Consider the following 23,722-nt stretch of genomic DNA (forward strand, 5'->3'; position numbering starts at 1 on the left):
TTCGAATCCGACGTCAGATGAGCGGTACGGTCCCGAACGCCGCGTCGACGGGACCGGCCCAGAGGTCCTCGGTGCCGTCCGCACCCGCACCCGTGCCCGTACCGGTATCGGCCCCGGCCCCGTTCCCCGTATCGGCTTCGGCTTCGGCTCCGGTGGACCAGGCCGCGAGCGGGTCGAAGCCGCGGTGGCCGCATTCGCCGAAGACGGTGACCGGGGCGCCGCCGGAGAGCGCGACCAGCTTCCACAGGCCGGGCCGGGACAGCGCCGCCGGGGCGACGGGCAGGGCCGCCCCGCCCGCCGCGTCCACCAACTGCCAGCCGTCCCCGGACGGCACGGGTATGACCTCGCCCAGCGTCACCGGCCAGGAGTCCAGCCAGGGATCGTCCCGCAGGGCCCGCCCGTACGCCCCGATCGCATCGGCCGCGGTGCCGCCGGGCGGCGGGGTGCCGACCTGTGACGGCGTCCCGAACTGCTCGCCCAGCTCCGCCCGCAGCTGACCGGCGCCCGGGTAGGGCGTGATCTCGGCGTCGATCGTGACGCCCACCGGCAGTGCCGGGGCGGGGGAGCGTCCGGGAGCCCCGAAGGACAGCAGCAGCGCCGTGCGGCCCGTCCTCCTGCCGTGCAGCCAGATGCGGCGGGCGACGATCCGGCCGTCCGGGGTGTCGTACCGGGCGAGGACCAGCCAGTGGTCGCGGACCGGCGGGCCCTCGGCGTGGGTCGTCAGCCCCACCCGGGTGCGGACCGTGGCAGCCAGCGGCTCCGGCAGCCGGTCGATGCCCAGCCAGGCGCTGTCCAGCAGATGGAGCAGCGCGCACTCCTCCAGCAGCCGCACCGGCCATCCCTGGCCGGACCCCGGGACGGACCCCAACTCCCGCACCCTGGCCGCCAGCCCGGGCGCCTGGGCGTCGACCATGCGGGCCGCCGTCTCCTCCCAGAGCCCGTACCCCGACTGACCGGCCGCCGCGAGCCCCCCGCGCAGCAGGTCCGCGAGCCGCTCCTCCAGCTCCTGCGCACCACCGGTGATCCGCTCGGCCCGGCGCTCGGCCCGGCGCCGGGCGGCCTCCGGATCGGCCGGACCGGACGCCGCACCACCCCCCGGTGCGTCCTTCCCCGTCTTCCCGGCCGTCCGCGCGCGACGGCCCGTCAGCCACTCCCCGGCCCAGTCCGGCGCCTCGCCGCCGGGCAGCGCCGCCCCGTCCGACGCCCAGACCAGCAGCAGCCCCAGGGCGTGCTTGCACGGGAACTTCCGGCTCGGACAACTGCACTTGTACGCGGGGCCCGTGACGTCCACGACCGTCCGGTACGGCTTGCTCCCGCTGCCCTTGCACAGCCCCCACACCGCACCCGAGCCGTCGCACCCGCCACCCGACCACGGACCCGCCGAACCGAGCTTGCTCCCCGCCTTGCGCGACGCCTCGTCAGGAGCGAGGGCCAGTACCTGCTCCACCGTCCAGCGCGCCACCGCAGCGGCGGTGCGCGAAGGTTCTCCCCCGTGAGATAGCAGCATGGGAACGACGGTAGAGCGCACCACTGACAATCGCCCTGACCTGTTGCTTCAGCGGCCGGCACGCATTTCGACCCCACTCGTCCTACGCGAGTCGACCAGGTGGACGAGGCCGTCGACGAGGCGTACGAGGTCACCGGCAAGGACATCGACGAGATCCAGTTCCACGGCGGCAGGGGCGATGCCATGGAACCGGAGATCGAGACGGTCGAGTCGCCCGGGCCGCCGTGGCGGAAGACCGTCACGCCGCGCGGGATCATGCCGTCCGCCGTCATGCCGTTCATCGTGGACGGGAGCACCGCCGACGTCCGCTGCTCGATCACGTACAAGGGCAAGGTCATCAAGGAGGGCGAGGGCAGGCACATGATCGCCGCGGGCGGCTGCGTGGCCGTCTCCCCGGTGGCGGGCCGACCCCCGGGCCCGCGGCGGCCCCGCGCCCGTGACGGGTGAATCGGCCCCCGGTCGGGGCCGGGGGCCGATTGTCAGTGCCGTGGTGCACGGTGGAACCACATCAGGTCGACCGATCTGGAGGGGGATCCATGACCGTGCCCGAAACCACCGCCGCCACCGGCGCGCAGGCACTGCGCCCGCACGCCGAGGACGCCTTCGCCCACGAGCTGAAGGCCCTCGCCGCGGCCGACGACCGCCCGCGGCCCGCCCGTTGGCAGCTCTCGCCGTGGGCCGTCGCCACCTACCTGCTCGGCGGCACCCTGCCCGACGGCACGGTGATCACACCCAAGTACGTGGGCCCGCGCCGCCTCGTCGAGGTCGCGGTGACCACGCTCGCCACCGACCGCGCCCTCCTGCTCCTCGGCGTTCCCGGCACCGCCAAGACCTGGGTCTCGGAGCACCTCGCGGCCGCCGTCAGCGGTGATTCGACCCTGCTCGTCCAGGGCACGGCGGGCACCCCCGAGGAGGCCGTCCGCTACGGATGGAACTACGCGCAGCTGCTCGCGCACGGCCCCAGCCGCGACGCCCTGGTGCCCAGCCCGCTCATGCGCGCCATGTCCGGCGGCATGACCGCCCGCATCGAGGAACTGACCCGGATCCCCGCCGACGTCCAGGACTCGCTCATCACGATCCTGTCGGAGAAGACGCTCCCCGTCCCCGAGCTGGGCCAGGAGGTCCAGGCGGTCCGCGGGTTCAACGTCATCGCCACCGCCAACGACCGCGACCGCGGGGTCAACGAACTGTCCAGCGCGCTGCGCCGCCGGTTCAACACCGTCGTGCTCCCGCTGCCGGCCACCCCCGACGCCGAGGTGGACATCGTGTCCCGGCGCGTCGACCAGATAGGGCGTTCCCTCGACCTCCCGGCCGCCCCCGACGGCATGGCCGAGATCCGGCGTGTCGTCACGGTCTTCCGCGAGCTGCGCGACGGCGTCACCACCGACGGCCGCACCAAGCTCAAGTCCCCCTCGGGGACGCTGTCGACGGCCGAGGCGATCTCCGTCGTCACCAACGGCCTGGCCCTGGCCGCGCACTTCGGCGACGGAGTGCTGCGCCCCGGCGACGTGGCGGCCGGCATCCTCGGCGCGGTCGTCCGCGACCCCGCGGCCGACCGGGTGGTCTGGCAGGAGTACCTGGAGACGGTGGTCCGGGAGCGGGACGGGTGGAAGGACTTCTACCGCGCCTGCCGCGAGGTATCCGCATGACCCGGGCCGAGCGCCCCGCGGGGCCGCTGCTGCTGGGGGTGCGGCACCACGGCCCCGGCTCGGCGCGGGCCGTCCGCGCCGCCCTGGACGCCGCACGCCCGGGGGCCGTGCTCGTCGAGGGGCCGCCGGAGGGCGACGCGCTGCTGCCGCTGGCCGCCGACGAGGGGATGCGGCCGCCGGTCGCGCTCCTCGCGCACGCCGTGGACGATCCGGGACAGGCGGCGTTCTGGCCGTTGGCCGCGTTCTCGCCCGAATGGGTCGCGATCCGCTGGGCCCTCGAACACGACGTCCCGGTCCGCTTCATCGACCTGCCCGCGGCACACTCCCTGGCCATGACACGCGCCGCGGAACAGGCGGCGGCCGACGGCGGTGACGGCGACGAGGCGGGGGACGGGCCCGCGGCGGCCGACGGCGCGGGCGCGTCCGACGCGGGCGCCCCGTCCGCCACCCCATCTGCCGATCCGTCCGGAGACCCGTCCATCGGTCCATCCGTCGATCCGTCCGTGCGGGCACCGGTCGATCCCGTCGCCGTGCTCGCCGGGGCGGCGGGCTACGACGACCCGGAGCGCTGGTGGGAGGACGTCGTCGAACACCGCACCCAGGACGGCGGCCCCGCCGACCCGCTGGCCCCCTTCGCCGCGCTCACCGAGGCGATGACCGCCCTGCGCGAGGTGTACGGGGACGGCGGCCACCCGCGCGACACCGTCCGCGAGGCGTACATGCGCATCCAACTGCGCAAGGCGGTCAAGGAGTTCGGCGACGGCATCGCGGTCGTCTGCGGCGCCTGGCACGTCCCCGCCCTCGGCGCGGTGACCACGCTCACCGCCGACCGCGCCCTGCTCAAGGGGCTGCCCAGGATCAGGACCGAGATGACCTGGGTGCCCTGGTCGCACCGCAGGCTCGCCCGGCACAGCGGATACGGGGCGGGCATCGAATCGCCCGGCTGGTACGGGCACCTCTTCGAGGCCGCCGACCGCCCGATCGAGCGGTGGATGACCAAGGTCGCCGGACTCATGCGCGACGAGGACCGGTTCGTTTCGTCCGCCCACGTCATCGAGGCCGTCCGGCTCGCCGGGGCCCTCGCCGCCCTGCGCGGCCGCCCGCTCGCCGGGCTGAGCGAGACGACCGACGCGATCAGGGCCGTGATGTGCGAGGGCTCCGACGTGCCGTTGGCCCTCGTCCGGGACCGGCTCGTCGTCGGCGAGACCCTCGGCGAGGTCCCGGACACCGCCCCCGCCGTCCCCCTGCAACGCGACCTCGCCCGCCGGCAGCGCACGCTCCGGCTCAAACCGGAGGCGCAGGAGCGTGAGCTGGAGCTCGACCTGCGCAAGGACAACGACGCGGCCCGCAGCCGACTGCTCCACCGGCTGCGCGTCCTCGCCGTCGGCTGGGGCGAGCCCGTGGCCGGCCGGGCGAGCACCGGCACCTTCCGGGAGAGCTGGCTGCTGCGCTGGGAACCCGAGCTGTACGTACAGGTCGCCGAGGCCGGGACCTGGGGCACCACCGTGCTCTCCGCCGCGACGGCCAGGGCCGGGGCGCTGGCCGAGGCGGCCACCACGCTCGCCGAGGTCACGGCACTGGCCGAGCAGTGCCTCCTCGCGGAGCTGCCCGAGGCCCTGCCCGTCGTGATGCGGGCCCTCGCCGACCGGGCCGCGCTCGACTCCGACGTCGGCCACCTCGCCGACGCCCTGCCCGCGCTGGCCCGCACCCTGCGCTACGGCGACGTGCGGTCCACGGACACGACGGCGCTCGGCGAGGTCGCGGCCGGGCTCGCCGAACGGATCCGGGTCGGGCTGCCGCCCGCCTGCACCGGGCTCGACGCCGACGGAGCCGAGGAGATGCGCCGCCGGGTGGACGGCGTGCACACCGCGATCGGGCTGCTCTCCGGGACCGCGCGGGCGGTGGCGGACGCGGACGGGCTGCGCGAGCGCTGGGCGGACGGGCTGCGCGAGCGCTGGGCGGACGCACTGCGCGGACTCGCCGCCCGGGACACGGTCGCGGGGGTCGTCCGGGGCCGCGCCGCCCGGCTGCTGCTCGACGAGGGGCGGCTCGGGGAGGACGACGCGGCACGGCTGATGGGCCTGGCCCTCTCGCCGGGCACGCCCCCGGCCGACGCCGCCGCGTGGATCGAGGGGTTCGTCGGGGGAGCCGCCGGGGGCGGGATGCTGCTCGTCCACGACGAGCGGCTGCTGGGCCTGGTCGACGCCTGGCTCACCGGAGTCCCCGCCGACACCTTCGTCGACGTGCTGCCGCTGCTGCGCCGGACGTTCTCGGCGTACGAGGCGGGCGTACGGCGCACGCTGGGCGAGCTCGTGCGGCGCGGCCCGGCCGCGGGCGGTCCGGCGGCCGTCACCGGGGCCGGTGCGACGGCACCCGGTTTCGGCCCCGCACTGGACGGGGCCAGGGCCGACGCGGTGGAGCCGGTGCTGCGCCTCCTGCTCGGCCTGCCCACCGCCCCGCACGCCGGAACCACCACGGAGAACACCGAGAGCACCGAGAACACCGAGGAACCGCTGGGGGCAACGGGATGACCACGCACACGGCCCGCACCACGGACACGGCGACAGGGACGGCGGGCACGGCGACAGGGGCGGCGGACGGGGAGCGGCTGCGGCGGTGGCGGCTGGTGCTGGGCGGGGCCGGCGCCGAGAGCACCGGCCACACCCTCACCGGGCGAGACGCCGCGATGGACGGCGCGCTGACCGCGCTGTACGGCGGGGGCAGGCCCGGCGACCGGGGCAGGGGCAGCCGTTCGGCCGGGCTCGGGGCCTCCGCGCCCTCCGTGGCCCGCTGGCTCGGCGACATCCGCACGTACTTCCCCAGCTCCGTCGTCCAGGTCATGCAGCGCGACGCGATCGACCGGCTCGGCCTCTCCGCGCTGCTCCTCGAACCCGAGATGCTGGAGGCCGTCGAGGCGGACGTCCACCTCGTCGGAACGCTCCTCTCGCTCAACAAGGCCATGCCCGAGACGACGAAGGAGACCGCGAGAGCGGTGGTGCGCAAGGTCGTCGAGGACCTGGAGAAGCGGCTCGCCACCCGTACCCGGGCGACCCTCACCGGCGCGCTGGACCGTTCGGCGCGGATCAGCCGGCCCCGTCACCACGACATCGACTGGGACCGCACCATCCGGGCCAACCTCAAGAACTACCTCCCCGAGTACGGCACCGTCGTCCCCGAACGGCTCATCGGCCACGGACGGGCCGACCGGTCCGTGAAGAAGGACGTGATCCTCTGCATCGACCAGTCGGGGTCGATGGCCGCCTCCGTGGTCTACGCCTCCGTCTTCGGCGCGGTGCTCGCCTCCATGCGCACCCTGCGGACCAGGCTCGTCGTCTTCGACACGGCGGTGGTCGACCTCACCGACCAGCTCGACGACCCCGTCGACGTCCTCTTCGGCACCCGGCTCGGCGGCGGCACCGACATCAACCGGGCGCTCGCCCACTGCCAGTCGCACATCACCCGTCCGGCGGACACCGTCGTCGTTCTCATCAGCGACCTCTACGAGGGCGGCATACGCGACGAGATGTTGAAGCGGGTCGCCGCGATGAAGGCGTCCGGTGTGCAGTTCGTGGCCCTGCTCGCGCTGTCCGACGAGGGCGCGCCCGCCTACGACCGCGAGCACGCGGCGGCGCTCGCCGCCCTGGGCGCACCGGCCTTCGCGTGCACCCCGGACCTGTTCCCCGAAGTGATGGCGGCGGCCGTCGAGAAGCGGCCGCTCCCCGTGCCGGACCGGGAGCCGGACCGGTGACCGGGCCACCGCGACCCGGCCACCGGCGTGATCTGTGACCGTAATCACCGCTCCGTCGGTATCTGTGATTTAGGGTCCTGCGGGACGCGGGGATAACCTGCGAGATGGACATGCCGCGTACCGGGGTCACCGTGTGCGCCTTCCTGGTGACTCAGCAGTCACGTTGCCCCTCGCGGCACGCCCACGCAGAAAACGAACCGCGAGACCATTGATTAAGGGACGGACGCGCGTGGACCTGTTCGAGTACCAGGCGAGGGACCTCTTCGCCAAGCACGGTGTACCGGTGCTGGCCGGTGAAGTCATCGACACGCCTGAGGCGGCCCGCGAGGCGACCGAGCGGCTGGGCGGCAAGTCTGTCGTCAAGGCGCAGGTGAAGGTCGGCGGCCGCGGCAAGGCCGGCGGCGTCAAGCTGGCCGGCACCCCCGACGAGGCGGTCGCCCGCGCGACCGACATTCTCGGCATGGACATCAAGGGCCACACGGTCCACAAGGTGATGATCGCCGAGCTGTCTCCGGAGATCGAGGCGGAGTACTACGTCTCGTACCTCCTCGACCGCACCAACCGCACCTTCCTGGCCATGGCCTCGGTGCAGGGCGGCATGGACATCGAGGAGGTCGCGGAGAAGACCCCCGAGGCCCTCGCGAAGGTCCCGGTCAACGCCGTCGATGGCGTCACGATCGAGAAGGCCCGCGAGATCGTCGCCCAGGCCGCGTTCCCGGCGGAGGTGGCCGAGAAGGTCGCCGAGGTGCTGGTGACGCTCTGGGACACCTTCGTCGCCGAGGATGCCCTCCTCGTCGAGGTCAACCCGCTGGTCAAGACCAAGGACGGCCGCATCCTGGCCCTGGACGGCAAGGTCTCGCTCGACGAGAACGCCGACTTCCGCCAGCCCGAGCACGAGGCGCTGGAGGACAAGGCCGCGGCCAACCCGCTGGAGGCCGCCGCCAAGGCCAAGAACCTCAACTACGTCAAGCTCGACGGCGAGGTCGGCATCATCGGCAACGGCGCCGGTCTGGTCATGTCGACCCTGGACGTCGTCGCGTACGCCGGTGAGAACCACGGCAACGTGAAGCCCGCCAACTTCCTCGACATCGGTGGCGGTGCCTCCGCCGAGGTCATGGCGAACGGCCTGGAGATCATCCTCGGCGACCCGGACGTCAAGTCCGTCTTCGTCAACGTCTTCGGCGGCATCACCGCGTGCGACGAGGTCGCCAACGGCATCGTCCAGGCGCTCGCGCTCCTCAAGTCCAAGGGCGAGGAAGTCACCAAGCCGCTGGTCGTGCGCCTCGACGGCAACAACGCGGAGCTGGGTCGCAAGATCCTCTCCGACGCGAACCACCCGCTCGTTCAGCGCGTGGACACCATGGACGGCGCGGCCGACAAGGCCGCCGAGCTCGCCGCGGCTGCGAAGTAAGGGACGAGGGACTCCAACACCATGGCTATCTTCCTCACCAAGGACAGCAAGGTCATCGTCCAGGGGATGACCGGCGCCACCGGTATGAAGCACACCAAGCTCATGCTCGGTGACGGCACCAACATCGTCGGCGGTGTGAACCCGCGCAAGGCCGGTACGTCCGTCGACTTCGACGGCACCGAGGTACCCGTCTTCGGCTCCGTCGCGGAGGCGATGGAGAAGACCGGCGCGAACGTGTCCGTTCTCTTCGTGCCGCCGGCCTTCGCCAAGGCCGCCGTCGTCGAGGCGATCGACGCCGAGATCCCGCTCGCCGTCGTGATCACCGAGGGCATCGCCGTCCACGACTCGGCCGCCTTCTGGGCGTACGCGACGTCGAAGGGCAACAAGACCCGGATCATCGGCCCGAACTGCCCCGGTCTGATCACCCCCGGCCAGTCCAACGCCGGCATCATCCCGGGCGACATCACCAAGCCCGGCCGCATCGGTCTCGTGTCCAAGTCCGGCACGCTGACCTACCAGATGATGTACGAGCTCCGCGACATCGGCTTCTCGTCCGCCGTCGGCATCGGTGGCGACCCGGTCATCGGCACGACGCACATCGACGCCCTCGCGGCGTTCGAGGCGGACCCGGAGACCGACCTGATCGTGATGATCGGTGAGATCGGCGGCGACGCCGAGGAGCGTGCGGCCGACTTCATCAAGGCCAACGTCACCAAGCCGGTCGTCGGTTACGTCGCGGGCTTCACCGCCCCCGAGGGCAAGACCATGGGCCACGCGGGCGCCATCGTCTCCGGCTCCTCCGGCACCGCCCAGGCGAAGAAGGAGGCCCTCGAGGCCGCCGGCGTCAAGGTCGGCAAGACGCCGACCGAGACGGCCAAGCTGGCGCGCGAGATCCTCGGCGCCTGATCGCCCGATCGCATCGCGGCACCGCACGGACGGCGCGGGCCCGTACCCCGGTCAAGGGGTACGGGCCCGCGCCGTTGCCGTCGGTTGTGCCGGTCCTGTCGTTCCTGCGCTGTCCGGGCCGGTGGTTCAGCCGGCGCCGGGGACCAGCCGTGCCGGACCCTGCACGAGTTCGCCGTGCAGCTTCTTCCGCAGCTTCAGGTCCTGCGGCGTCAGCTTCTCCGGACCGTTGTGCGGCGGCACCCCGTCGACCTGCCGGGCGGGTGACGCCGGGGCCTCGTACCGTGCCGTGGCCGTCGCCAGGGTGAACAGCGTCAGGCCGATGATCAGCACCGTGAAGGAGACGGCCGCCCTGGTCCACAGCTGGGCCTTGCGCTCGCTGCCCTCGCGGACCATGGCGGGCGGAAGGAGCGAGCCGCAGGGCTGGGCCAGGGCGAGCGCGCCGAGCTGTTCGTGCAGGAGCGCCGACCGGTCGGCGGACGCCTCGGCGCCGGACTGCCCGGAATCGGCGCCGGACCATCCGGAATCGGCGTCGGGCCCGGCAGGGGCGCCGGGTTCCGTCGGCGCGGAGAGCCGCTCGGCGATCGCGGCGCGGGCGTTCATCAGCCGGCTCGCCGCCGCCGGGGTGCTCGCCTCCGTCTCCGCCGCCGTGTCCGGCAGGTCCAGGCCGACACCGTCATGGAGCAGCAGGGTGCGCCGGTAGGACGGCGGCAGTTCGAGCAGTGCGTCGAGCAGGGCCCGCGCACCGGGCTCGGCCTGCGGCGGGTCGGGGTGGCGGTGGGCGCGGCGCAGCCGGTGCCACGGCGACACGGCGTACTCGTACGCCGCGGCCCGTACCCAGCCCACCGGGTCCCGGTCCACCGCGACCTCGGGCCAGCGGTCCCAGGCCAGGGCGAAGGCCTGCGCGACGGACTCCCGGGCGAGGGCCCGGCGCCCGGTCAGCAGGAAGGCCTGCCGGAAGAGGGCCTCGGCGCAGTGCCGGTACAGGGCGTCGAACGCCTGGGCGGGGGAGGGCCCGTCGGCCCGGTCCTCCGCGGTCCCGTTCTCCGGGGCCTCGGCGGGCGTCACGGGTGCCGCGGGTGTCGAGGGCGCCGCAGGCGGTGCCGCGGGGGTCTTGGAAGCCTTGGGGGCCTTGGGCGCCGCAGCCGGTGCTGCGGACGCGCGTTCAGCGGTCGGCGCGCGTTCGGCGGTCGGCGTGCGTCTGATGGTCGGCGTGCGTCTGGTGGCGGAGGCGCGTTCGGGCGCGGGGGCGCGGCGGGTGGTGGGCGTGCCGGGCAGATCGGGGGTGGTGCCGGGCGCAGATCGGGGGTGGTGCCGGGCTCGGTCGGGGCCATGGTGGTGCTCCCGGTGGCTTCGACGGGGTTCGGCGGACGGGACGGCGGCCGTGCGGACGGTCCCGGCTTCGTGGACACCACCGGTTTGGCCAGCCTCGCGACCGACGTCGGCGACGTCGGCCGGGCGGCCCGCTTGGCGGCGGCCTTCGGCCGGGTGTTCGCGGCGGCCGTCTTGGTCCGTGCGTTCGGAGGCGTGGCCTGTGGGCCCGTCCTGCCTCCGCCGATCAGCCTGGCGTATGCCTCGCGCTTCCGCCCCCGGGGAGAACTGCGTCCCGTCTCCCAGGACCGGACCGTGGCCCGGGTGACGCCCACGGCCGTCGCCACCTGCTCCTCACTCAGTGACTTCGCCTCGCGCAGTCTGCGTCGCTCCTTGGGGGAGGGGAGTGGGTGGGCAGCGGCCGGGTCGGCCGGACTCCGCGTCATGTAGAACCCCCGTTGGAGCGACACCGGGTGGAAAAGAACATAAACGTATATTGAGCGACACAGCGGCCATTCGCCTGTTGCGCGAAATAAGCGCGTGTCGTTGGGAGCATTGCGGTGTGACCCGAATGACCGAACGCAGTCCGTCGTCGCCGGCGGAGTCCACCCGGTCCACCGCGCCGCTCTTCGCCCTCCTGCGCGGAGCGATCGCGGCCGGGCTGGGGCTGGGCTCGCTGACCGTGCTCGTCCTGGTGCTGTGGATCTGCTCCCCGGACCCGGACAGCAGCCCCGGCGGCGCCCTCCACACGGCGGCCGGGCTCTGGCTGCTCGCGCACGGCGCCGAGCTGATCAGGACCGACACGCTCAGCGGGGTTCCCGCTCCGGTCGGCCTCGTTCCGCTGCTGCTCGCCGTGGTGCCGGTGTGGCTCGTGCACCGGGCGGTCCGGGACGCGCTGGCCGACGAGGAGCGCCCGGCGTCCTCGACGACGGTCACCTTCCTCATGGTCGTCGGCGGGTACCTGCTGGTGGGTGCGGCCGTCGTGGTCTACGCGCGGGGCGGCGGCGCGCTGTCCGTGCGTCCGATGTCGCTGCTCCTCCCCTCGGCCGTCGTAGTGATGGGCGCCGCGGCGGCCGGGGTCTGGACGGCGGCCGGACGCCCGGTCGGACCGCCGCCGTCCTGGGCACCGGTGCGGCTGCACGAGGCACTGGCGCGCGACCGGTTCGGGGAACGGGTGAGGACGGCGTGCCGCTCGGCCGCGGCCGGGACGGCGGTACTGCTCGGCGGCGGCGCGCTGCTCGTCGCGGTGGCGCTGGTCCGGCACGCGGAGTCCGCGCAGCAGTCGTTCGCCCGGCTCTCGGACGACGGGGCGGGGCAGGTCTCGGTCCTGTTGCTCGCGCTGGTGCTGGTGCCGAACGCGGCGGTCTGGGCCGCTGCGTACGGGCTCGGGCCGGGCTTCGCGCTCGGTACGGCGTCCACGGTCACCCCGCTCGCCTTCTCGGGGAGCCCGGCGCTGCCCGCCTTCCCGCTGCTCGCCGCGGTACCGGCGGAGGGCCCCGGCACGGCCCCGAACTGGGCGGCCGGTGCGGTGCCGGTCGCGGCGGGGGTGACGATCGCCTGGTTCACGGTGCGCCGGGCCGTGCCCGTGCGGGCGGCACGGGAGGAGGCGTGGAGTCAGCGGGAGACCGCGCTGACGGCCGCCCTGGGCGCGGTGGGGTGCGGGGTCGGCGCGGCGGTGCTGGCGGCGGCGTCGGGAGGGCCGCTCGGGACCCGGGCCCTGGCGGAGTTCGGGCCGGTGTGGTGGCTGACGGGGGCGGCGGCCCTGGCATGGGCGATGCTCGTCGGCGTTCCGGGAGCGCTGCTGCTGAGGACCTGGCGGCTGCGGGAGCCCGACGAGAACGGGAACGGGGAACAGCCTGCCCGGGAGCAGAAGGAGCAGAAGGAGCAGAAGGAGCAGAGGGAGCAGAGGGAGCAGAAGGAGCAGAGAGAGCGGCAGGACCGGCGGGAGGAGGACGGCGAGGGGCGGTGGTGGTGGTGGCCGTGGCACGGCCATTGGGGCGACGACGGTACGGCGGGGGCCGAGCCGCCCGTGCCGGACGCCGTGTCCGCGACCGCCCCGGCTCCCGCCCCGGAACCGGGCTCCGAACCGGAGCGGAAGGCGAGGTCGAACGCCGGTGTCGGTGCCGGCGGTACCGGTGGGGCGGCGATGTCCGCGCCCGCCTCCTCCGCCCGGGTGCCGGGCCCGGCCGTCGCGCCCGGAGCGGACGAGGACGACGGCTTCGAGCCGTACGACTTCCTGCCGACCGACCCGTGGCACGAGCGGACGGCCCGGCCGGGAGAGGCCGGACCGTCCGGGGACCGGTGAGCGCGCGGAGGGCTCGTGCCGGTTCTTCCTAGTTCTTCACGCCGAAGAACGGCTCCAGCGGCTTCGGCAGCTGGTCGTTGCAGGCCAGCTGGGCGGACTTGGTCAGGGCGTCGTTCACGCAGGTGTAGTAGTCGCGGTAGACCAGCTGCACCGTGAACGTCGTCGCGACGATCGAGAGCGCGATCAGTGCCGTCACCAGACCGCTGATCGCCGCCGTGGTCTGCTGCCTGCCGCCGTTCTGGACCGCGGGGGCGCCGGGGGTGCCGGGCGCGGCCGCCGGGACGTGTCCGGAACCGGAACCCTGGAGCGGTCCGCCGGCCGGGGCCCCCGGAGCCGGGGCGGAACCGGCCCGGCCGGTGGCCTCCCCCGGCTTGGCCCGGAGCGAGCTGATCGACCAGTACACGGCGAGCGCGCCGAGCAGCAGGGCGATCTCCGGGAAGTCGAAGATCGCGAAGAAGAAGGCCCACATGCCGCAGAGCAGCGCGTAGCGCGCCCGGCGCTGGGCGGGGTCGGTCGGGTCCCAGCGCAGACCGCCGGGGTTGCCCTCGGATCCGCCCTGGCCGTTCGGCCCGCCCTGGCCCCCGGGGCGCCCGCCGAAGCCGCCGCCCTGGCGGCCCGGCTGCCGGCTGCTCCACTGACCGCCCCGGCCGGACCGGTCGTCGGAGGAGCCGCCCTCGGACGAACCCTCGCCGTTACCGCCGCCGTTGCCGGTGTTCGAGGGGAGGCGGGGCTGCCAGGGCTGGTCGGGCCGGTTCTCGGGCGGTGCGGCGAACGGGTTGTCGTCCGCGGGGCCGGGCGTCCCGGCGGACCCCGGGGTGCCGGAGGAGGAGTCCGTGGAGGACTGGCGCTCCCGCATCAGCAGTGGGGCCCGCTCGGGCAGCGGGCGGCGGAAGGCGGTGCTGCGGCGTGGGTCCGGCATGTGGTGAACGTCTTCCCCATCTCGTCATTTCCGCCCTGTGGACGGTTCGCTGTCCCCTGACGCTACCTCCCGGCCAGGAGCAGCCGAAAGCGGGGAGCGGAGCACGGATGGCCGATACCCGTCACCCGGGCGCGCGCCGCGGGGCCGGGGGCCCGCGCCCCCCGTCCCGTGGGGGTTCTCCGCGGTGCCGGTATCGTTGCTGGCGGTCGACTTGTTCGTAGAGTTCCCCGTATCGAGGGGCTCGGTTCTTTCGTACGACCATACAAATTCAGCACCGCTCTGCTTCATCACGCGAGAAAGGGCCCAGCCGTGGCCTCCCCGCCCCCCTCCGCCGCCCCGGCCCGTCTGGTCGTACTGGTCTCCGGCTCGGGCACGAACCTCCAGGCACTGCTCGACGCCATCGGCGACGACCCCGAGGGCTTCGGCGCACAGGTCGTCGCGGTCGGCGCCGACCGCTCGGGCATCGCCGGTCTCGAACGGGCGGAGCGCGCCGGACTGCCGACCTTCGTGTGCCGGGTCAAGGACCACGCCACCCGCGAGGAGTGGGACGCGGCGCTCGCGGCCGCGACGGCCGAACACCGCCCGGACCTCGTGGTGTCCGCGGGGTTCATGAAGATCGTGGGCAAGGAGTTCCTCGCCCGGTTCGGCGGCCGGTTCGTCAACACCCACCCCGCCCTGCTCCCCAGCTTTCCCGGTGCCCACGGGGTGCGTGACGCCCTCGCGTACGGCGTGAAGGTCACCGGGTGCACCGTCCACTTCGTCGACGACGGCGTCGACACCGGCCCGATCATCGCGCAGGGCGTGGTCGAGGTGACCGAAGAGGACACGGCGGAGGGCGAAGAGGCCCTCCACGAACGCATCAAACAAGTCGAGCGCAAGCTGCTCGTCGAGGCCGTCGGCCGGCTCGCCCGCGACGGCTATCGCATTGAGGGACGAAAGGTTCATCTCGGTCATGTCGGTGAATAAGCCCATCCGCCGCGCCCTGGTCAGTGTCTACGACAAGACGGGGCTCGAAGACCTCGCCCGCGGTCTGCACGAGGCGGGTGTCGAGCTGGTCTCCACCGGCTCCACCGCCGGCAGGATCGCCGCCGCCGGAGTCCCGGTCACCAAGGTCGAGGAGCTCACCGGCTTCCCCGAGTGCCTCGACGGCCGCGTCAAGACGCTGCACCCGCGCGTCCACGCCGGCATCCTCGCCGACCTGCGCCTGGACGCCCACCGCGAGCAGCTCGCCGAGCTGGGCGTGGAGCCGTTCGACCTGGTGGTCGTCAACCTCTACCCGTTCAAGGAGACCGTCGCCTCCGGTGCCTCCGCCGACGAGTGCGTGGAGCAGATCGACATCGGCGGCCCGTCCATGGTCCGCGCCGCCGCCAAGAACCACCCGTCCGTGGCGGTCGTGACCAGCCCCGGGCGCTACGCCGACGTCCTCGCGGCCGTCCGGGCGGGCGGCTTCGACCTGACCGCCCGCAAGCGCCTGGCCGCCGAGGCGTTCCAGCACACCGCCGCGTACGACGTCGCCGTGGCGTCCTGGTTCGCGGACGACTACGCCGCCGCCGACGACTCGGGCTTCCCCGACTTCTTCGGCGCGACGTACGAGCGGAGCAACGTCCTGCGGTACGGCGAGAACCCGCACCAGCCCGCCGCGCTCTACACCACCGGCACCGGCGGCCTGGCCGGGGCCGAGCAGTTGCACGGCAAGGAGATGTCGTACAACAACTACACGGACACCGACGCCGCGCGCCGGGCCGCGTACGACCACGCCGAACCGTGCGTCGCGATCATCAAGCACGCCAACCCGTGCGGCATCGCGATCGCCGACGACGTCGCCGAGGCCCACCGCAAGGCCCACGCCTGCGACCCGCTCTCCGCCTTCGGCGGCGTCATCGCCGTCAACCGCCCGGTGACCGTCGCGATGGCCGAGCAGGTCGCGGAGATCTTCACCGAGGTCATCGTCGCCCCGGCCTACGAGGACGGCGCCGTCGAGGTGCTGGCCCGCAAGAAGAACATCCGCGTGCTGCGCTGCCCCGACGCCCCGGCCGCCGAGGTCGAGGTCAAGCCGATCGACGGCGGTGCGCTGCTCCAGGTCACCGACCGCCTCCAGGCCGACGGCGACGACCCGGCCAACTGGACCCTCGCCACCGGCGAGGCCCTGACCGCCGACGAGTTGAAGGAGCTCGCCTTCGCGTGGAAGGCGTGCCGCGCGGTCAAGTCCAACGCGATCCTGCTCGCCAAGGACGGCGCCTCGGTCGGCGTCGGCATGGGCCAGGTCAACCGCGTCGACTCCGCGAAGCTGGCCGTCGAGCGGGCCGGCGAGGAGCGCGCCCGCGGTTCGTACGCCGCCTCCGACGCCTTCTTCCCGTTCCCGGACGGACTGGAGATCCTGACCGCGGCCGGTGTGAAGGCCGTGGCCCAGCCGGGCGGTTCGGTCCGTGACGAACTGGTCGTCGAGGCCGCGAAGAAGGCCGGCGTGACGATGTACTTCACGGGTACGCGCCACTTCTTCCACTGATTTCGCCGACGGTTCACAACACCGTTCCGCAACGCCGGTGCACAACACCGGCGCACAACACGAAGGGCCGGAACTCCGGGAGGAGTTCCGGCCCTTCGTGTCGTGGAACGGAAAAGGCGTCGCGTTACTTCTTGACGACGATGGTTCCGGCGGCGCGGTCGTGCCAGCCCTGGAGCTTGCCGGAGTTGTCGAAGAACGGCGACAGGTAGACCAGGATGGCGCCGATGTAGCAGAGGAACGCGCCGACGATCGGGATGATCCAGCGGATGAAGCCGCCGCCGAGGCCCGGGTTCTGCCCGGTGTTCTCCTTGACGACCTTCAGGCCGAGGGCCATCTTGCCGAGGGTCGCGCCGGCCAGCGCGATCATCAGCCACTCGTAGAGCAGCGTGATCAGACCGAAGAGGGCGACCATGCCGAGCATGGTGACGATGATGCTGCCGCTCGCCTCGTTGACGCAGGACTGGTAACCCGGGTCCAGAGCGGAACCGCAGTCCTCGGCGCTCTCCGCGAGGCCCAGGGCGCCGGCCACGCCGACCGCGGTGAGGATGCCGTAGAGGACACCGATGATCAGGCCGTCGAGGAGGCGCGCGCCGAAGCGGCGGCCCATCGAGGCGACCTGGACCGTGCCGAGGACCGGGACGTTGATGTAGCCGTTGTTGGCCTGGAGCGTGCCCGGGGCCTGGGGCGGGTAGCCGTAGCCCGGCTGACCCTGCGGCGGCTGCTGCGGGTAGCCGTAACCCGGCTGACCCTGCGGGGGCTGCTGCGGGTAGCCGTAGCCGGGCTGGCCCTGCGGGGGCTGCTGGCCGTACGGATTGTTCGGGTCCGGGTTCGGGGCGCCGAAACTCATGTGGGCGTTCCTCCAACGTGCATGCGGGGACGATGCGGCCGCACGGAGGAAAGAAGAGTTCAGTGGTCCGCCCCCCGGGTACTACTGCGGCACTGCGGCGTTAATCGTTATAAATGAAAAGTAAGTTTGTCCAGTCGCGGCCGGTGGATGTTGCCCAAGTGCAACATCGTGGCCGCTCACAGCAGCTGGAATTGGTATGGGGGCGGGGTCATCCGCGAGTATGGGGACATGACTGCCCAGATTCTCGATGGCAAGGCCACCGCAGCCGCGATCAAGTCCGATCTCACCGTCCGCGTGGCGGCCCTCAAGGAACGGGGCATCACCCCCGGCCTGGGAACCCTGCTGGTCGGGGACGACCCGGGCAGCCGTTGGTACGTGAACGGCAAGCACCGCGACTGCGCGCAGGTCGGCATCGGCTCCATCCAGCGCGAACTCCCCGACACCGCCACCCAGGAGGAGATCGAGGCGGTCGTGCGGGAGCTCAACGAGAACCCCGACTGCACGGGTTACATCGTGCAGCTCCCCCTGCCCAAGGGGATCGACACCAACCGCGTCCTGGAGCTGATGGACCCGGCCAAGGACGCCGACGGCCTGCACCCGATGAACCTCGGCCGCCTGGTGCTCAACGAGACGGGCCCGCTGCCCTGCACCCCGCAGGGCGTCGTCCAGTTGCTCCGCCACCACGGCGTGGAGATCAACGGGGCGAACGTCGTGGTCGTGGGCCGGGGCGTCACGATCGGCCGCCCGATGCCGCTGCTGCTGACCCGCAGGTCCGAGAACGCCACCGTCACCCAGTGCCACACCGGTACGCGTGACCTCTCCGCCCACCTCAAGCAGGCCGACATCATCGTCGCCGCCGCAGGGGTGCCGCACATCATCAAGCCCGAGGACGTGAAGCCGGGCGCCGCCGTGCTCGACGTCGGCGTCAGCCGGGACGAGAACGGCAAGATCGTCGGGGACGTCCACCCGGGCGTGGCCGAGGTCGCCGCCTGGATCTCCCCGAACCCGGGCGGTGTCGGCCCGATGACCCGCGCGCAGCTGCTCGTCAACGTGGTCGAGGCGGCCGAACGCAACGCGGCCGCCGCCGTCTGAACCGGCCGACCCGAATCCGGAAGGAACCCCATGGGTGCTGGTACGAGTCCGGCCGACCCGACCGCCGAGGACACGCGTACGGACGAGGCCCCGGAGACGGGTGCGGGGACGGGCGCGGGGACCGGGGCGGAGACCGGAGCGGGCCCGGGGAAGAAGAGGACCGGCCCGGAGCCGGAGAAGAGCGCCGCCGGTGGCGGGGCGCGGCCGGACGCGGACGCGGGTGAGGACGCGGGTGAGGAAGCGGTCTCCGCCGCGCCCGCCGACGTGCCCGGCCCGGACTCCGGGAAGGAAGCGGGTTCCGGTACGGATACGGCCCCGGACGCCGCGCCCGCCGCCTCCGGCAGCACCCGGGCCGGGGGCTCCGGCACCGCTCCGCGGGCGTCCCGGCGGTTCCCCCTGTTCACCAAGGACACCGCGCGACCCGAGGGCGGCGGCCGGGCCGCGCCCGGGGACGCACCCGCCCCGGCCCGGCAGTGGCCGCTGCTCGCCGTGCTCTGCACGGCGGGGATCGGGCTGCTGATCGTGGCCGTCGATCCCTTCGCCGAGGCGTTCCGGGTCGGCACGATGCTGATCGGCGCGGCCCTCATCGGCGGCGCGGTGCTGCGGATGACGGTCCGGTCGGTCGGCATGCTGGCGGTCCGTTCCCGCTTCACCGACCTGGTGACCTACGGAGTGCTCGGCTTCCTCATCGTGATGCTGGCGCTGGTGGCTCAGCCCAAGCCGTGGCTGGACGTCCCGTTCCTCGAACAGGTCGTCCACTTCACGATCCGCTGATCCGTCGACTCGTCGGTCCGCGAGCGGCCGGCGAGCGGTCGGCCGGTCGACGACCGGCCGGTTCGCGGTCCGTCGGCCCGGTCCGTCGGGCCCGGTCCGTACGGGCGGTCGCGCGGTTGCGGGACGGTGCCCGTCCCCTCCCCCGAGAAGGGACGGACACCCGGGGCGAGACCCGGTCCGGAACGCTTCCGTCCCGGACCGCGGCGACTTGATCGGCCTTGCCCCCGTCCTGCGTTCAGCCTGGTCGAGGGGACGATGGTGTTCAAGGGACGGCTGGGGCCTGTGGCACGGAAGTGACCATTCCGCCAAGGTGTGATTGTCCGGCAACGGAGTGGCGAACAAGGGCGCACGGAGGGCGTGAGCCTGGTTCCGAACACTCCCGTGCACCCCGTCCCCCCACTGCTGATGCGGGAGCGCCAGTCCTCCACGGACTCCTCCTCCGGCACCCCGGGGTCCGCCGGGACGCCCGGCCCCGCGGACGACAACCCGTTCGCCGCACCGCCCGAGAACCGGCCCGACCAGCCCTGGCAGCCCCGCCTCCCCCCGGCCTCCTCCGAGCGACCGGATTCGTCCGGGTGAGCGCTGTGTGACGGGTTGTGTGCGGTGCCACAGGGGGCCGGGCCGCCGGAAGGTTCCGGGTCGGATAGCCTGACCGCTGGATATCTCTTCACGTCAAGATTCAGACCGGGGATGTCCAGCACCAGGGGCAGGGACCCCCACCGCCAGCTGTCTAACGGAGATCGCCATGACCCGCACTCCCGTGAATGTCACCGTGACCGGCGCAGCCGGCCAGATCGGCTACGCGCTGCTCTTCCGCATCGCCTCCGGCCACCTGCTCGGCCCGGACGTGCCGGTCAACCTGCGCCTCCTGGAGATCACCCCGGCCCTGAAGGCCGCCGAGGGCACCGCGATGGAGCTCGACGACTGCGCCTTCCCGCTGCTGCGCGGCATCGAGATCACCGACGACGCCAACAAGGCGTTCGACGGCGCCAACGTCGCCCTGCTGGTCGGCGCCCGCCCGCGCACCAAGGGCATGGAGCGCGGTGACCTGCTCTCCGCCAACGGCGGCATCTTCAAGCCGCAGGGCAAGGCCATCAACGACAACGCCGCGGACGACATCAAGGTCCTCGTCGTCGGCAACCCGGCCAACACCAACGCGCTCATCGCGCAGGCCGCCGCCCCGGACGTACCGGCCGAGCGCTTCACCGCGATGACCCGTCTGGACCACAACCGGGCGCTGACGCAGCTGGCGAAGAAGACCGGCACCACGGTCTCCGACATCAAGCGCCTGACCATCTGGGGCAACCACTCGGCGACCCAGTACCCGGACATCTTCCACGCGGAGATCGCGGGCAAGAACGCCGCCGAGGTCGTCAACGACGAGGTGTGGCTGGCCGACACCTTCATCCCGACCGTCGCCAAGCGCGGCGCCGCGATCATCGAGGCCCGTGGCGCGTCCTCCGCCGCCTCCGCCGCCAACGCCGCCATCGACCACGTGCACACCTGGGTCAACGGCACCGCCGAGGGCGACTGGACCTCCATGGGCATTCCGTCGGACGGCTCCTACGGAGTGCCCGAGGGCATCATCTCGTCCTTCCCGGTCACCACGAAGAACGGCACGTACGAGATCGTCCAGGGCCTGGAGATCAACGACTTCTCCCGCAAGCGCATCGACGCCTCGGTGAAGGAGCTCACCGAGGAGCGCGACGCGGTCCGCGAGCTCGGCCTGATCTGATCCGTACGCCCCTTCGCGCGTACCCCGTCGCCCCCGGCAGCACCCGCTGCCGGGGGCGACGTGTGTCGGGGAACGTGACAGAAGGGCCCCCGACTGTCACGTTCCCCGACGACGTGGAGTACCCGGCCCCGGCCGGGAACTGATCGCGGGGCTTCCCGAGTCTGGGCTTTCATGCGCGTGACGATGATCCTCCCGGCACTGACCGAGGCGACCAGCCCGCTGTTCCGGCCCATCAAGTACTCGCTCTTCCCGCCGCTGGGCCTGGCGACCCTCGCCGGGTACCTCGACCCGGACGACGAGGTGACGCTCCTCGACGAGCACGTCGAACGGGTGGACATCGAGGCGCTCGAAAGCCCCGACCTCCTGGTCGTCCAGCCGTACATCACCTCCGCGCGGCGCGGCTACGAGATCGCCGACCACTTCCGCGCCCGGGGCGTCCACGTCGCCATGGGCGGCCTGCACGTGACCTCGCTGCCGGACGAGGCCGCCGCGCACGCCGACACGATCTTCACCGGGCCGGGCGAGGACACCTGGCCGCTGTTCCTCAAGGAGTTCCGGGACGGGGCGCCGGGCCGCCGCTACGACTCGAAGCTGCGCACCCTGGCCGGGCTCCCGCCCGTACGGCGCGACCTGATCAAACGTCATCTGTACCTGGTGCCGAACTCGATCGTCGTCTCGCGGGGCTGTCCGCACCACTGCGACTTCTGCTACAAGGACGCCTTCTTCGAGGGCGGGAAGTCCTTCTACACCCAGGCGGTGGACGACGCGCTCGCCGAGATCGAGCGGCTGCCCGGCAGGCACCTGTACTTCCTCGACGACCACCTGTTCGGCAACCGCCGCTTCGCCGAGGCGCTGTTCGACGGGATGGCCGGCATGGGGCGGCTCTGGCAGGCGGCCGGCACGGTGAAGTCCGTGCTCCAGCCGGACCTGCTGGAACGCGCCGTGGACGCGGGGCTGCGCAGTCTGTTCGTCGGCTTCGAGACGGTGAACAGCGCGAACCTCGCCGAGCGGCGCAAGGACCAGAACATCGGCAAGGACTACACCGCCGCCGTGCGCCGGCTCCACGACGCCGGGGTCATGGTCAACGCCAGCTTCGTCTTCGGGCTCGACCACGACGGCCCGGACGTCTTCGACCGCACGGTGGAGTGGGCGGTCGGGCAGGGCATCGAGACGGCCACCTTCCACATCATGACGCCGTACCCGTCCACCGGGCTGTGGAAGCAGCTGGAGGCGGAGGACCGGATCGTCCACCGGGACTGGGACCTCTACGACACCCGCCACGTCGTCCACCGCCCCAAGGGCATGACGCCGCGCCAGTTGGAGGACGGCTACTGGCGCGCGTACCGCGACTTCTACCGGTGGTCCAACATATGGCGCGGCGCCGCGGCCCAGCCGGGTACGCACGAACGGCTCAGGCACCTGGCGTACGCGGGCGGCTGGAAGAAGTTCGAGCCCGCCTGGGACGCCCTGATCCGCTCCCGCAACGTGGTACGGGCCATGCCGATGCTGGAACGGACCCTGGCGGCCTTCGGCGGCAGACGGGCATGAGGGGCCGCGGCCGCTCCCGGAAGCCTGTCGGGAGCGGCCGCGGCATGGCCCGGACGGCCCGGCCCTACGCCTTCCGCAGCTCCTGCGCGATCTCCCGCACGGCCGCCAGGGCGCGGCGCTGGAGCCCGGGGCCGAAGGTGATCCGGGTGGCGCCCAGCTCGCCGAGCCGGCGCGGGGCCGGGCCGTCCGGCAGGGCGAGGGCGTTGAGCGGGCCGGGGACGGCGGCGGCCAGCCGGGGCAGTGCCTCGGGCGGGGCCAGGATCGGGTAGACGCAGTCCGCGCCCGCCGCCACGTACAGCAGGGCCCGGCGGACCGTCTCCGCCTCCGGGTCCGCGGTGTCGGGGGAGCCGTGGACGTACGTGTCGACGCGGGCGTTGACGAAGAGGAGATCGCCCGCGGCCTCCCGGACCGCGGCGATCCGGTCCGCCTGCCGCTCGGCCCCGACGAGCGTGCCGTCGACCGAGTCCTCCAGGTTGCAGCCGACGGCCCCGCTCTCCAGGAGCCGTTCCACGAGCTCCTTCGGGGCCAGCCCGTAACCCGCCTCGACATCCGCCGACACGGGCACGGAGGCCGGGACGGCCCGCACGATCCTGGCCACGGCCGCGAACATCTCGGCGGCGGGCGTCGCCCCGTCCTCGTAACCGAGCGAGGCCGCGATCCCGGCGCTGGGCGTCGCGAGCGCCGGGAAGCCCGCGTCGGCGAAGGCGCGGGCGCTCGCCGCGTCCCACGGACCGGGCAGGACGAGCGGGTCGCCCGGGGTGCGGTCGTGGTGCAGGGTGCGGAGGACGGACGCGGTCATGCGTGACTCCTGTGGGTGCGGGCCGGAAGGCGGACGAGGGCGGGGACGCGGATGCGCCGGGTGGCACCGGGCGCGTGACCCGGCACGCGGCGTGCGGGCCAAGCGCCGCGGTCGGGCCGGGGCCGCACCGGGACCGCTGCCGGGTCAGTGCTTGATGTCGCCCGGCTTGTAGTGGCCGGGAACCATGCGGGTGGTCACCGCGAAGCGGTTCCACGCGTTGATCGTGATGATCGCGGCGACCAGGTGGGAGAGCTCGGTCTCGTCGAAGTGCTCGGAAGCCTTCTCCCACACCTCGTCCGGCACGAAACCGTCGGTCAGCACGGTCACCGCCTCGGTCAGCTCGATGGCCGCGATCTCCTTGGGCGTGTAGAAGTGCCGCGACTCCTCCCACGCGCCGAGCTGGATGATCCGCTCGACCGACTCGCCCGCCGCGAGCGCGTCCTTGGTGTGCATGTCGAGGCAGAAGGCGCAGTGGTTCAGCTGCGAGGCACGGATCTTCACCAGCTCGGCCAGGACCGGGTCGAGACCCTTCCGGGACGCCCCGTCCAGCCGGACCATCGCCCTGTAGACGTCGGGGGCGAGCTCGGCCCAGGGCTGCTTCAGGCGGGGGGTGTGCTCGGGGTTGAGGCCGGAGGCCGGTGCGCTGTTCTCGTTCGTCGTCATGAGTA

General features: G+C 73.0%; 20 protein-coding genes and 1 pseudogene. 14 read left to right on the forward strand and 7 right to left on the reverse strand.

Translation table 11 applies throughout. From position 1 onward, the window contains the following. Positions 1–13: 13 nt before the first annotated feature. The gene (locus tag EAO76_RS28490; RefSeq protein WP_148838783.1) at positions 14–1,507 is read right to left on the reverse strand and encodes an SWIM zinc finger family protein; all 1,494 of its coding nucleotides are present in this window, start codon (positions 1,505–1,507) and stop codon (positions 14–16) included. Positions 1,508–1,597: 90 nt separating this feature from the next. Here EAO76_RS28490 and EAO76_RS28495 point away from each other — a divergent pair. The 6 genes and pseudogenes from EAO76_RS28495 to sucD form a co-directional block, all read left to right on the forward strand. After that, positions 1,598–1,954 (forward strand): annotated as a pseudogene (locus EAO76_RS28495) (hypothetical protein); the annotation flags it as partial. An 89-nt stretch (positions 1,955–2,043) separates the two neighbouring features. Further along, positions 2,044–3,156 carry an AAA family ATPase gene (locus tag EAO76_RS28500; protein ID WP_148838785.1) on the forward strand — a complete coding sequence of 371 codons (1,113 nt, stop codon included), beginning with the start codon at positions 2,044–2,046 and terminating at the stop codon, positions 3,154–3,156. Then, the gene (locus EAO76_RS28505) at positions 3,153–5,687 is read left to right on the forward strand and encodes a DUF5682 family protein (protein WP_262375806.1); all 2,535 of its coding nucleotides are present in this window, start codon (positions 3,153–3,155) and stop codon (positions 5,685–5,687) included. The genes EAO76_RS28500 and EAO76_RS28505 overlap by 4 nt, the downstream gene beginning before the upstream one ends. Next, a complete protein-coding gene (locus EAO76_RS28510; RefSeq protein WP_148838786.1) occupies positions 5,684–6,904 on the forward strand; it encodes a VWA domain-containing protein in 1,221 nt (406 codons plus the stop codon). Before EAO76_RS28505 ends, EAO76_RS28510 begins: the two co-directional genes overlap by 4 nt. Before the next feature lie 229 nt (positions 6,905–7,133). Further along, the gene (sucC, locus tag EAO76_RS28515; protein ID WP_148838787.1) at positions 7,134–8,315 is read left to right on the forward strand and encodes an ADP-forming succinate--CoA ligase subunit beta; all 1,182 of its coding nucleotides are present in this window, start codon (positions 7,134–7,136) and stop codon (positions 8,313–8,315) included. Between the two features lie 21 nt (positions 8,316–8,336). Beyond that, the gene (sucD, locus tag EAO76_RS28520) at positions 8,337–9,221 is read left to right on the forward strand and encodes a succinate--CoA ligase subunit alpha (RefSeq protein ID WP_148838788.1); all 885 of its coding nucleotides are present in this window, start codon (positions 8,337–8,339) and stop codon (positions 9,219–9,221) included. A 126-nt stretch (positions 9,222–9,347) separates the two neighbouring features. Here sucD and EAO76_RS46700 read toward each other — a convergent pair whose 3' ends face one another. Both EAO76_RS46700 and EAO76_RS46705 read right to left on the reverse strand, forming a co-directional pair. Continuing rightward, a complete protein-coding gene (locus EAO76_RS46700; RefSeq protein WP_399462943.1) occupies positions 9,348–10,286 on the reverse strand; it encodes an RNA polymerase sigma factor in 939 nt (312 codons plus the stop codon). Continuing rightward, entirely contained in the window at positions 10,283–10,975 is a 693-nt protein-coding gene (locus tag EAO76_RS46705; protein ID WP_262375807.1) for a helix-turn-helix transcriptional regulator, read from the reverse strand. Before EAO76_RS46705 ends, EAO76_RS46700 begins: the two co-directional genes overlap by 4 nt. A 125-nt stretch (positions 10,976–11,100) precedes the next feature. Here EAO76_RS46705 and EAO76_RS28530 point away from each other — a divergent pair, with 125 nt between their 5' ends. Next, complete coding sequence (locus EAO76_RS28530; protein WP_222872213.1) at positions 11,101–12,834, forward strand: DUF6350 family protein; 1,734 nt, start codon at positions 11,101–11,103, stop codon at positions 12,832–12,834. 28 nt (positions 12,835–12,862) lie between these two features. Here EAO76_RS28530 and EAO76_RS28535 read toward each other — a convergent pair whose 3' ends face one another. Then, positions 12,863–13,753 (reverse strand): hypothetical protein, encoded by an 891-nt coding sequence (locus EAO76_RS28535; protein WP_148838789.1) that lies wholly within the window; start codon positions 13,751–13,753, stop codon positions 12,863–12,865. A 309-nt stretch (positions 13,754–14,062) separates the two neighbouring features. Between EAO76_RS28535 and purN the strand changes: the two genes are divergently transcribed. Further along, complete coding sequence (purN, locus tag EAO76_RS28540) at positions 14,063–14,719, forward strand: phosphoribosylglycinamide formyltransferase (RefSeq protein ID WP_148838790.1); 657 nt, start codon at positions 14,063–14,065, stop codon at positions 14,717–14,719. Beyond that, on the forward strand, positions 14,706–16,259 hold the full coding sequence (purH, locus tag EAO76_RS28545; protein ID WP_148838791.1) for a bifunctional phosphoribosylaminoimidazolecarboxamide formyltransferase/IMP cyclohydrolase: 1,554 nt from the start codon (positions 14,706–14,708) through the stop codon (positions 16,257–16,259). Before purN ends, purH begins: the two co-directional genes overlap by 14 nt. Positions 16,260–16,383: 124 nt before the next feature. Here purH and EAO76_RS28550 read toward each other — a convergent pair whose 3' ends face one another. Beyond that, positions 16,384–17,106: an RDD family protein gene (locus EAO76_RS28550; protein WP_148838792.1), complete on the reverse strand. Its 723-nt coding sequence runs from the start codon at positions 17,104–17,106 to the stop codon at positions 16,384–16,386. Between the two features lie 228 nt (positions 17,107–17,334). On the opposite strand from EAO76_RS28550, the gene EAO76_RS28555 reads away from it, so the two are divergent. The 5 genes from EAO76_RS28555 (at position 17,335) to EAO76_RS28575 (ending at position 22,255) form a co-directional block, all read left to right on the forward strand. Beyond that, positions 17,335–18,198: a bifunctional methylenetetrahydrofolate dehydrogenase/methenyltetrahydrofolate cyclohydrolase gene (locus tag EAO76_RS28555; RefSeq protein WP_148838793.1), complete on the forward strand. Its 864-nt coding sequence runs from the start codon at positions 17,335–17,337 to the stop codon at positions 18,196–18,198. Positions 18,199–18,228: 30 nt separating this feature from the next. After that, positions 18,229–18,972 carry a DUF3017 domain-containing protein gene (locus EAO76_RS28560; protein WP_148838794.1) on the forward strand — a complete coding sequence of 248 codons (744 nt, stop codon included), beginning with the start codon at positions 18,229–18,231 and terminating at the stop codon, positions 18,970–18,972. 357 nt (positions 18,973–19,329) lie between these two features. Continuing rightward, a complete protein-coding gene (locus EAO76_RS28565) occupies positions 19,330–19,551 on the forward strand; it encodes a hypothetical protein (protein ID WP_148838795.1) in 222 nt (73 codons plus the stop codon). 166 nt (positions 19,552–19,717) lie between these two features. Then, complete coding sequence (locus tag EAO76_RS28570) at positions 19,718–20,707, forward strand: malate dehydrogenase (RefSeq protein WP_148838796.1); 990 nt, start codon at positions 19,718–19,720, stop codon at positions 20,705–20,707. Positions 20,708–20,878: 171 nt separating this feature from the next. Next, complete coding sequence (locus EAO76_RS28575; protein ID WP_148838797.1) at positions 20,879–22,255, forward strand: radical SAM protein; 1,377 nt, start codon at positions 20,879–20,881, stop codon at positions 22,253–22,255. A 64-nt stretch (positions 22,256–22,319) separates the two neighbouring features. On the opposite strand, the gene EAO76_RS28580 is transcribed toward EAO76_RS28575, so the two are convergent. Continuing rightward, positions 22,320–23,054, reverse strand: coding sequence for an isocitrate lyase/phosphoenolpyruvate mutase family protein (locus EAO76_RS28580; RefSeq protein WP_148838798.1), 735 nt, complete (start codon positions 23,052–23,054; stop codon positions 22,320–22,322). A 144-nt stretch (positions 23,055–23,198) separates the two neighbouring features. Continuing rightward, positions 23,199–23,717 (reverse strand): carboxymuconolactone decarboxylase family protein, encoded by a 519-nt coding sequence (locus tag EAO76_RS28585; RefSeq protein WP_148838799.1) that lies wholly within the window; start codon positions 23,715–23,717, stop codon positions 23,199–23,201. Positions 23,718–23,722 lie beyond the last annotated feature (5 nt).

Origin of the sequence: Streptomyces sp. sk2.1 (genome assembly GCF_008120935.1) — a bacterium.
Lineage (GTDB): Bacteria > Actinomycetota > Actinomycetes > Streptomycetales > Streptomycetaceae > Streptomyces.

Excerpts from the sequence above, each read along its gene's own strand:
- EAO76_RS28510 (WP_148838786.1), top strand. The coding sequence starts at position 5,684 with ATGACCACGCACACGGCCCGCACCACGGACACGGCGACAGGGACGGCG.
- EAO76_RS28490 (WP_148838783.1), bottom strand. The coding sequence starts at position 1,507 with ATGCTGCTATCTCACGGGGGAGAACCTTCGCGCACCGCCGCTGCGGTG.
- EAO76_RS28585 (WP_148838799.1), bottom strand. The coding sequence starts at position 23,717 with ATGACGACGAACGAGAACAGCGCACCGGCCTCCGGCCTCAACCCCGAG.
- EAO76_RS28505 (WP_262375806.1), top strand. The coding sequence starts at position 3,153 with ATGACCCGGGCCGAGCGCCCCGCGGGGCCGCTGCTGCTGGGGGTGCGG.
- EAO76_RS28580 (WP_148838798.1), bottom strand. The coding sequence starts at position 23,054 with ATGACCGCGTCCGTCCTCCGCACCCTGCACCACGACCGCACCCCGGGC.
- purH (WP_148838791.1), top strand. The coding sequence starts at position 14,706 with ATGTCGGTGAATAAGCCCATCCGCCGCGCCCTGGTCAGTGTCTACGAC.
- EAO76_RS46705 (WP_262375807.1), bottom strand. The coding sequence starts at position 10,975 with ATGACGCGGAGTCCGGCCGACCCGGCCGCTGCCCACCCACTCCCCTCC.
- sucD (WP_148838788.1), top strand. The coding sequence starts at position 8,337 with ATGGCTATCTTCCTCACCAAGGACAGCAAGGTCATCGTCCAGGGGATG.
- EAO76_RS28570 (WP_148838796.1), top strand. The coding sequence starts at position 19,718 with ATGACCCGCACTCCCGTGAATGTCACCGTGACCGGCGCAGCCGGCCAG.
- EAO76_RS28535 (WP_148838789.1), bottom strand. The coding sequence starts at position 13,753 with ATGCCGGACCCACGCCGCAGCACCGCCTTCCGCCGCCCGCTGCCCGAG.
- EAO76_RS28560 (WP_148838794.1), top strand. The coding sequence starts at position 18,229 with ATGGGTGCTGGTACGAGTCCGGCCGACCCGACCGCCGAGGACACGCGT.
- EAO76_RS28575 (WP_148838797.1), top strand. The coding sequence starts at position 20,879 with ATGCGCGTGACGATGATCCTCCCGGCACTGACCGAGGCGACCAGCCCG.
- EAO76_RS28500 (WP_148838785.1), top strand. The coding sequence starts at position 2,044 with ATGACCGTGCCCGAAACCACCGCCGCCACCGGCGCGCAGGCACTGCGC.
- EAO76_RS28555 (WP_148838793.1), top strand. The coding sequence starts at position 17,335 with ATGACTGCCCAGATTCTCGATGGCAAGGCCACCGCAGCCGCGATCAAG.
- EAO76_RS28530 (WP_222872213.1), top strand. The coding sequence starts at position 11,101 with ATGACCGAACGCAGTCCGTCGTCGCCGGCGGAGTCCACCCGGTCCACC.
- EAO76_RS28550 (WP_148838792.1), bottom strand. The coding sequence starts at position 17,106 with ATGAGTTTCGGCGCCCCGAACCCGGACCCGAACAATCCGTACGGCCAG.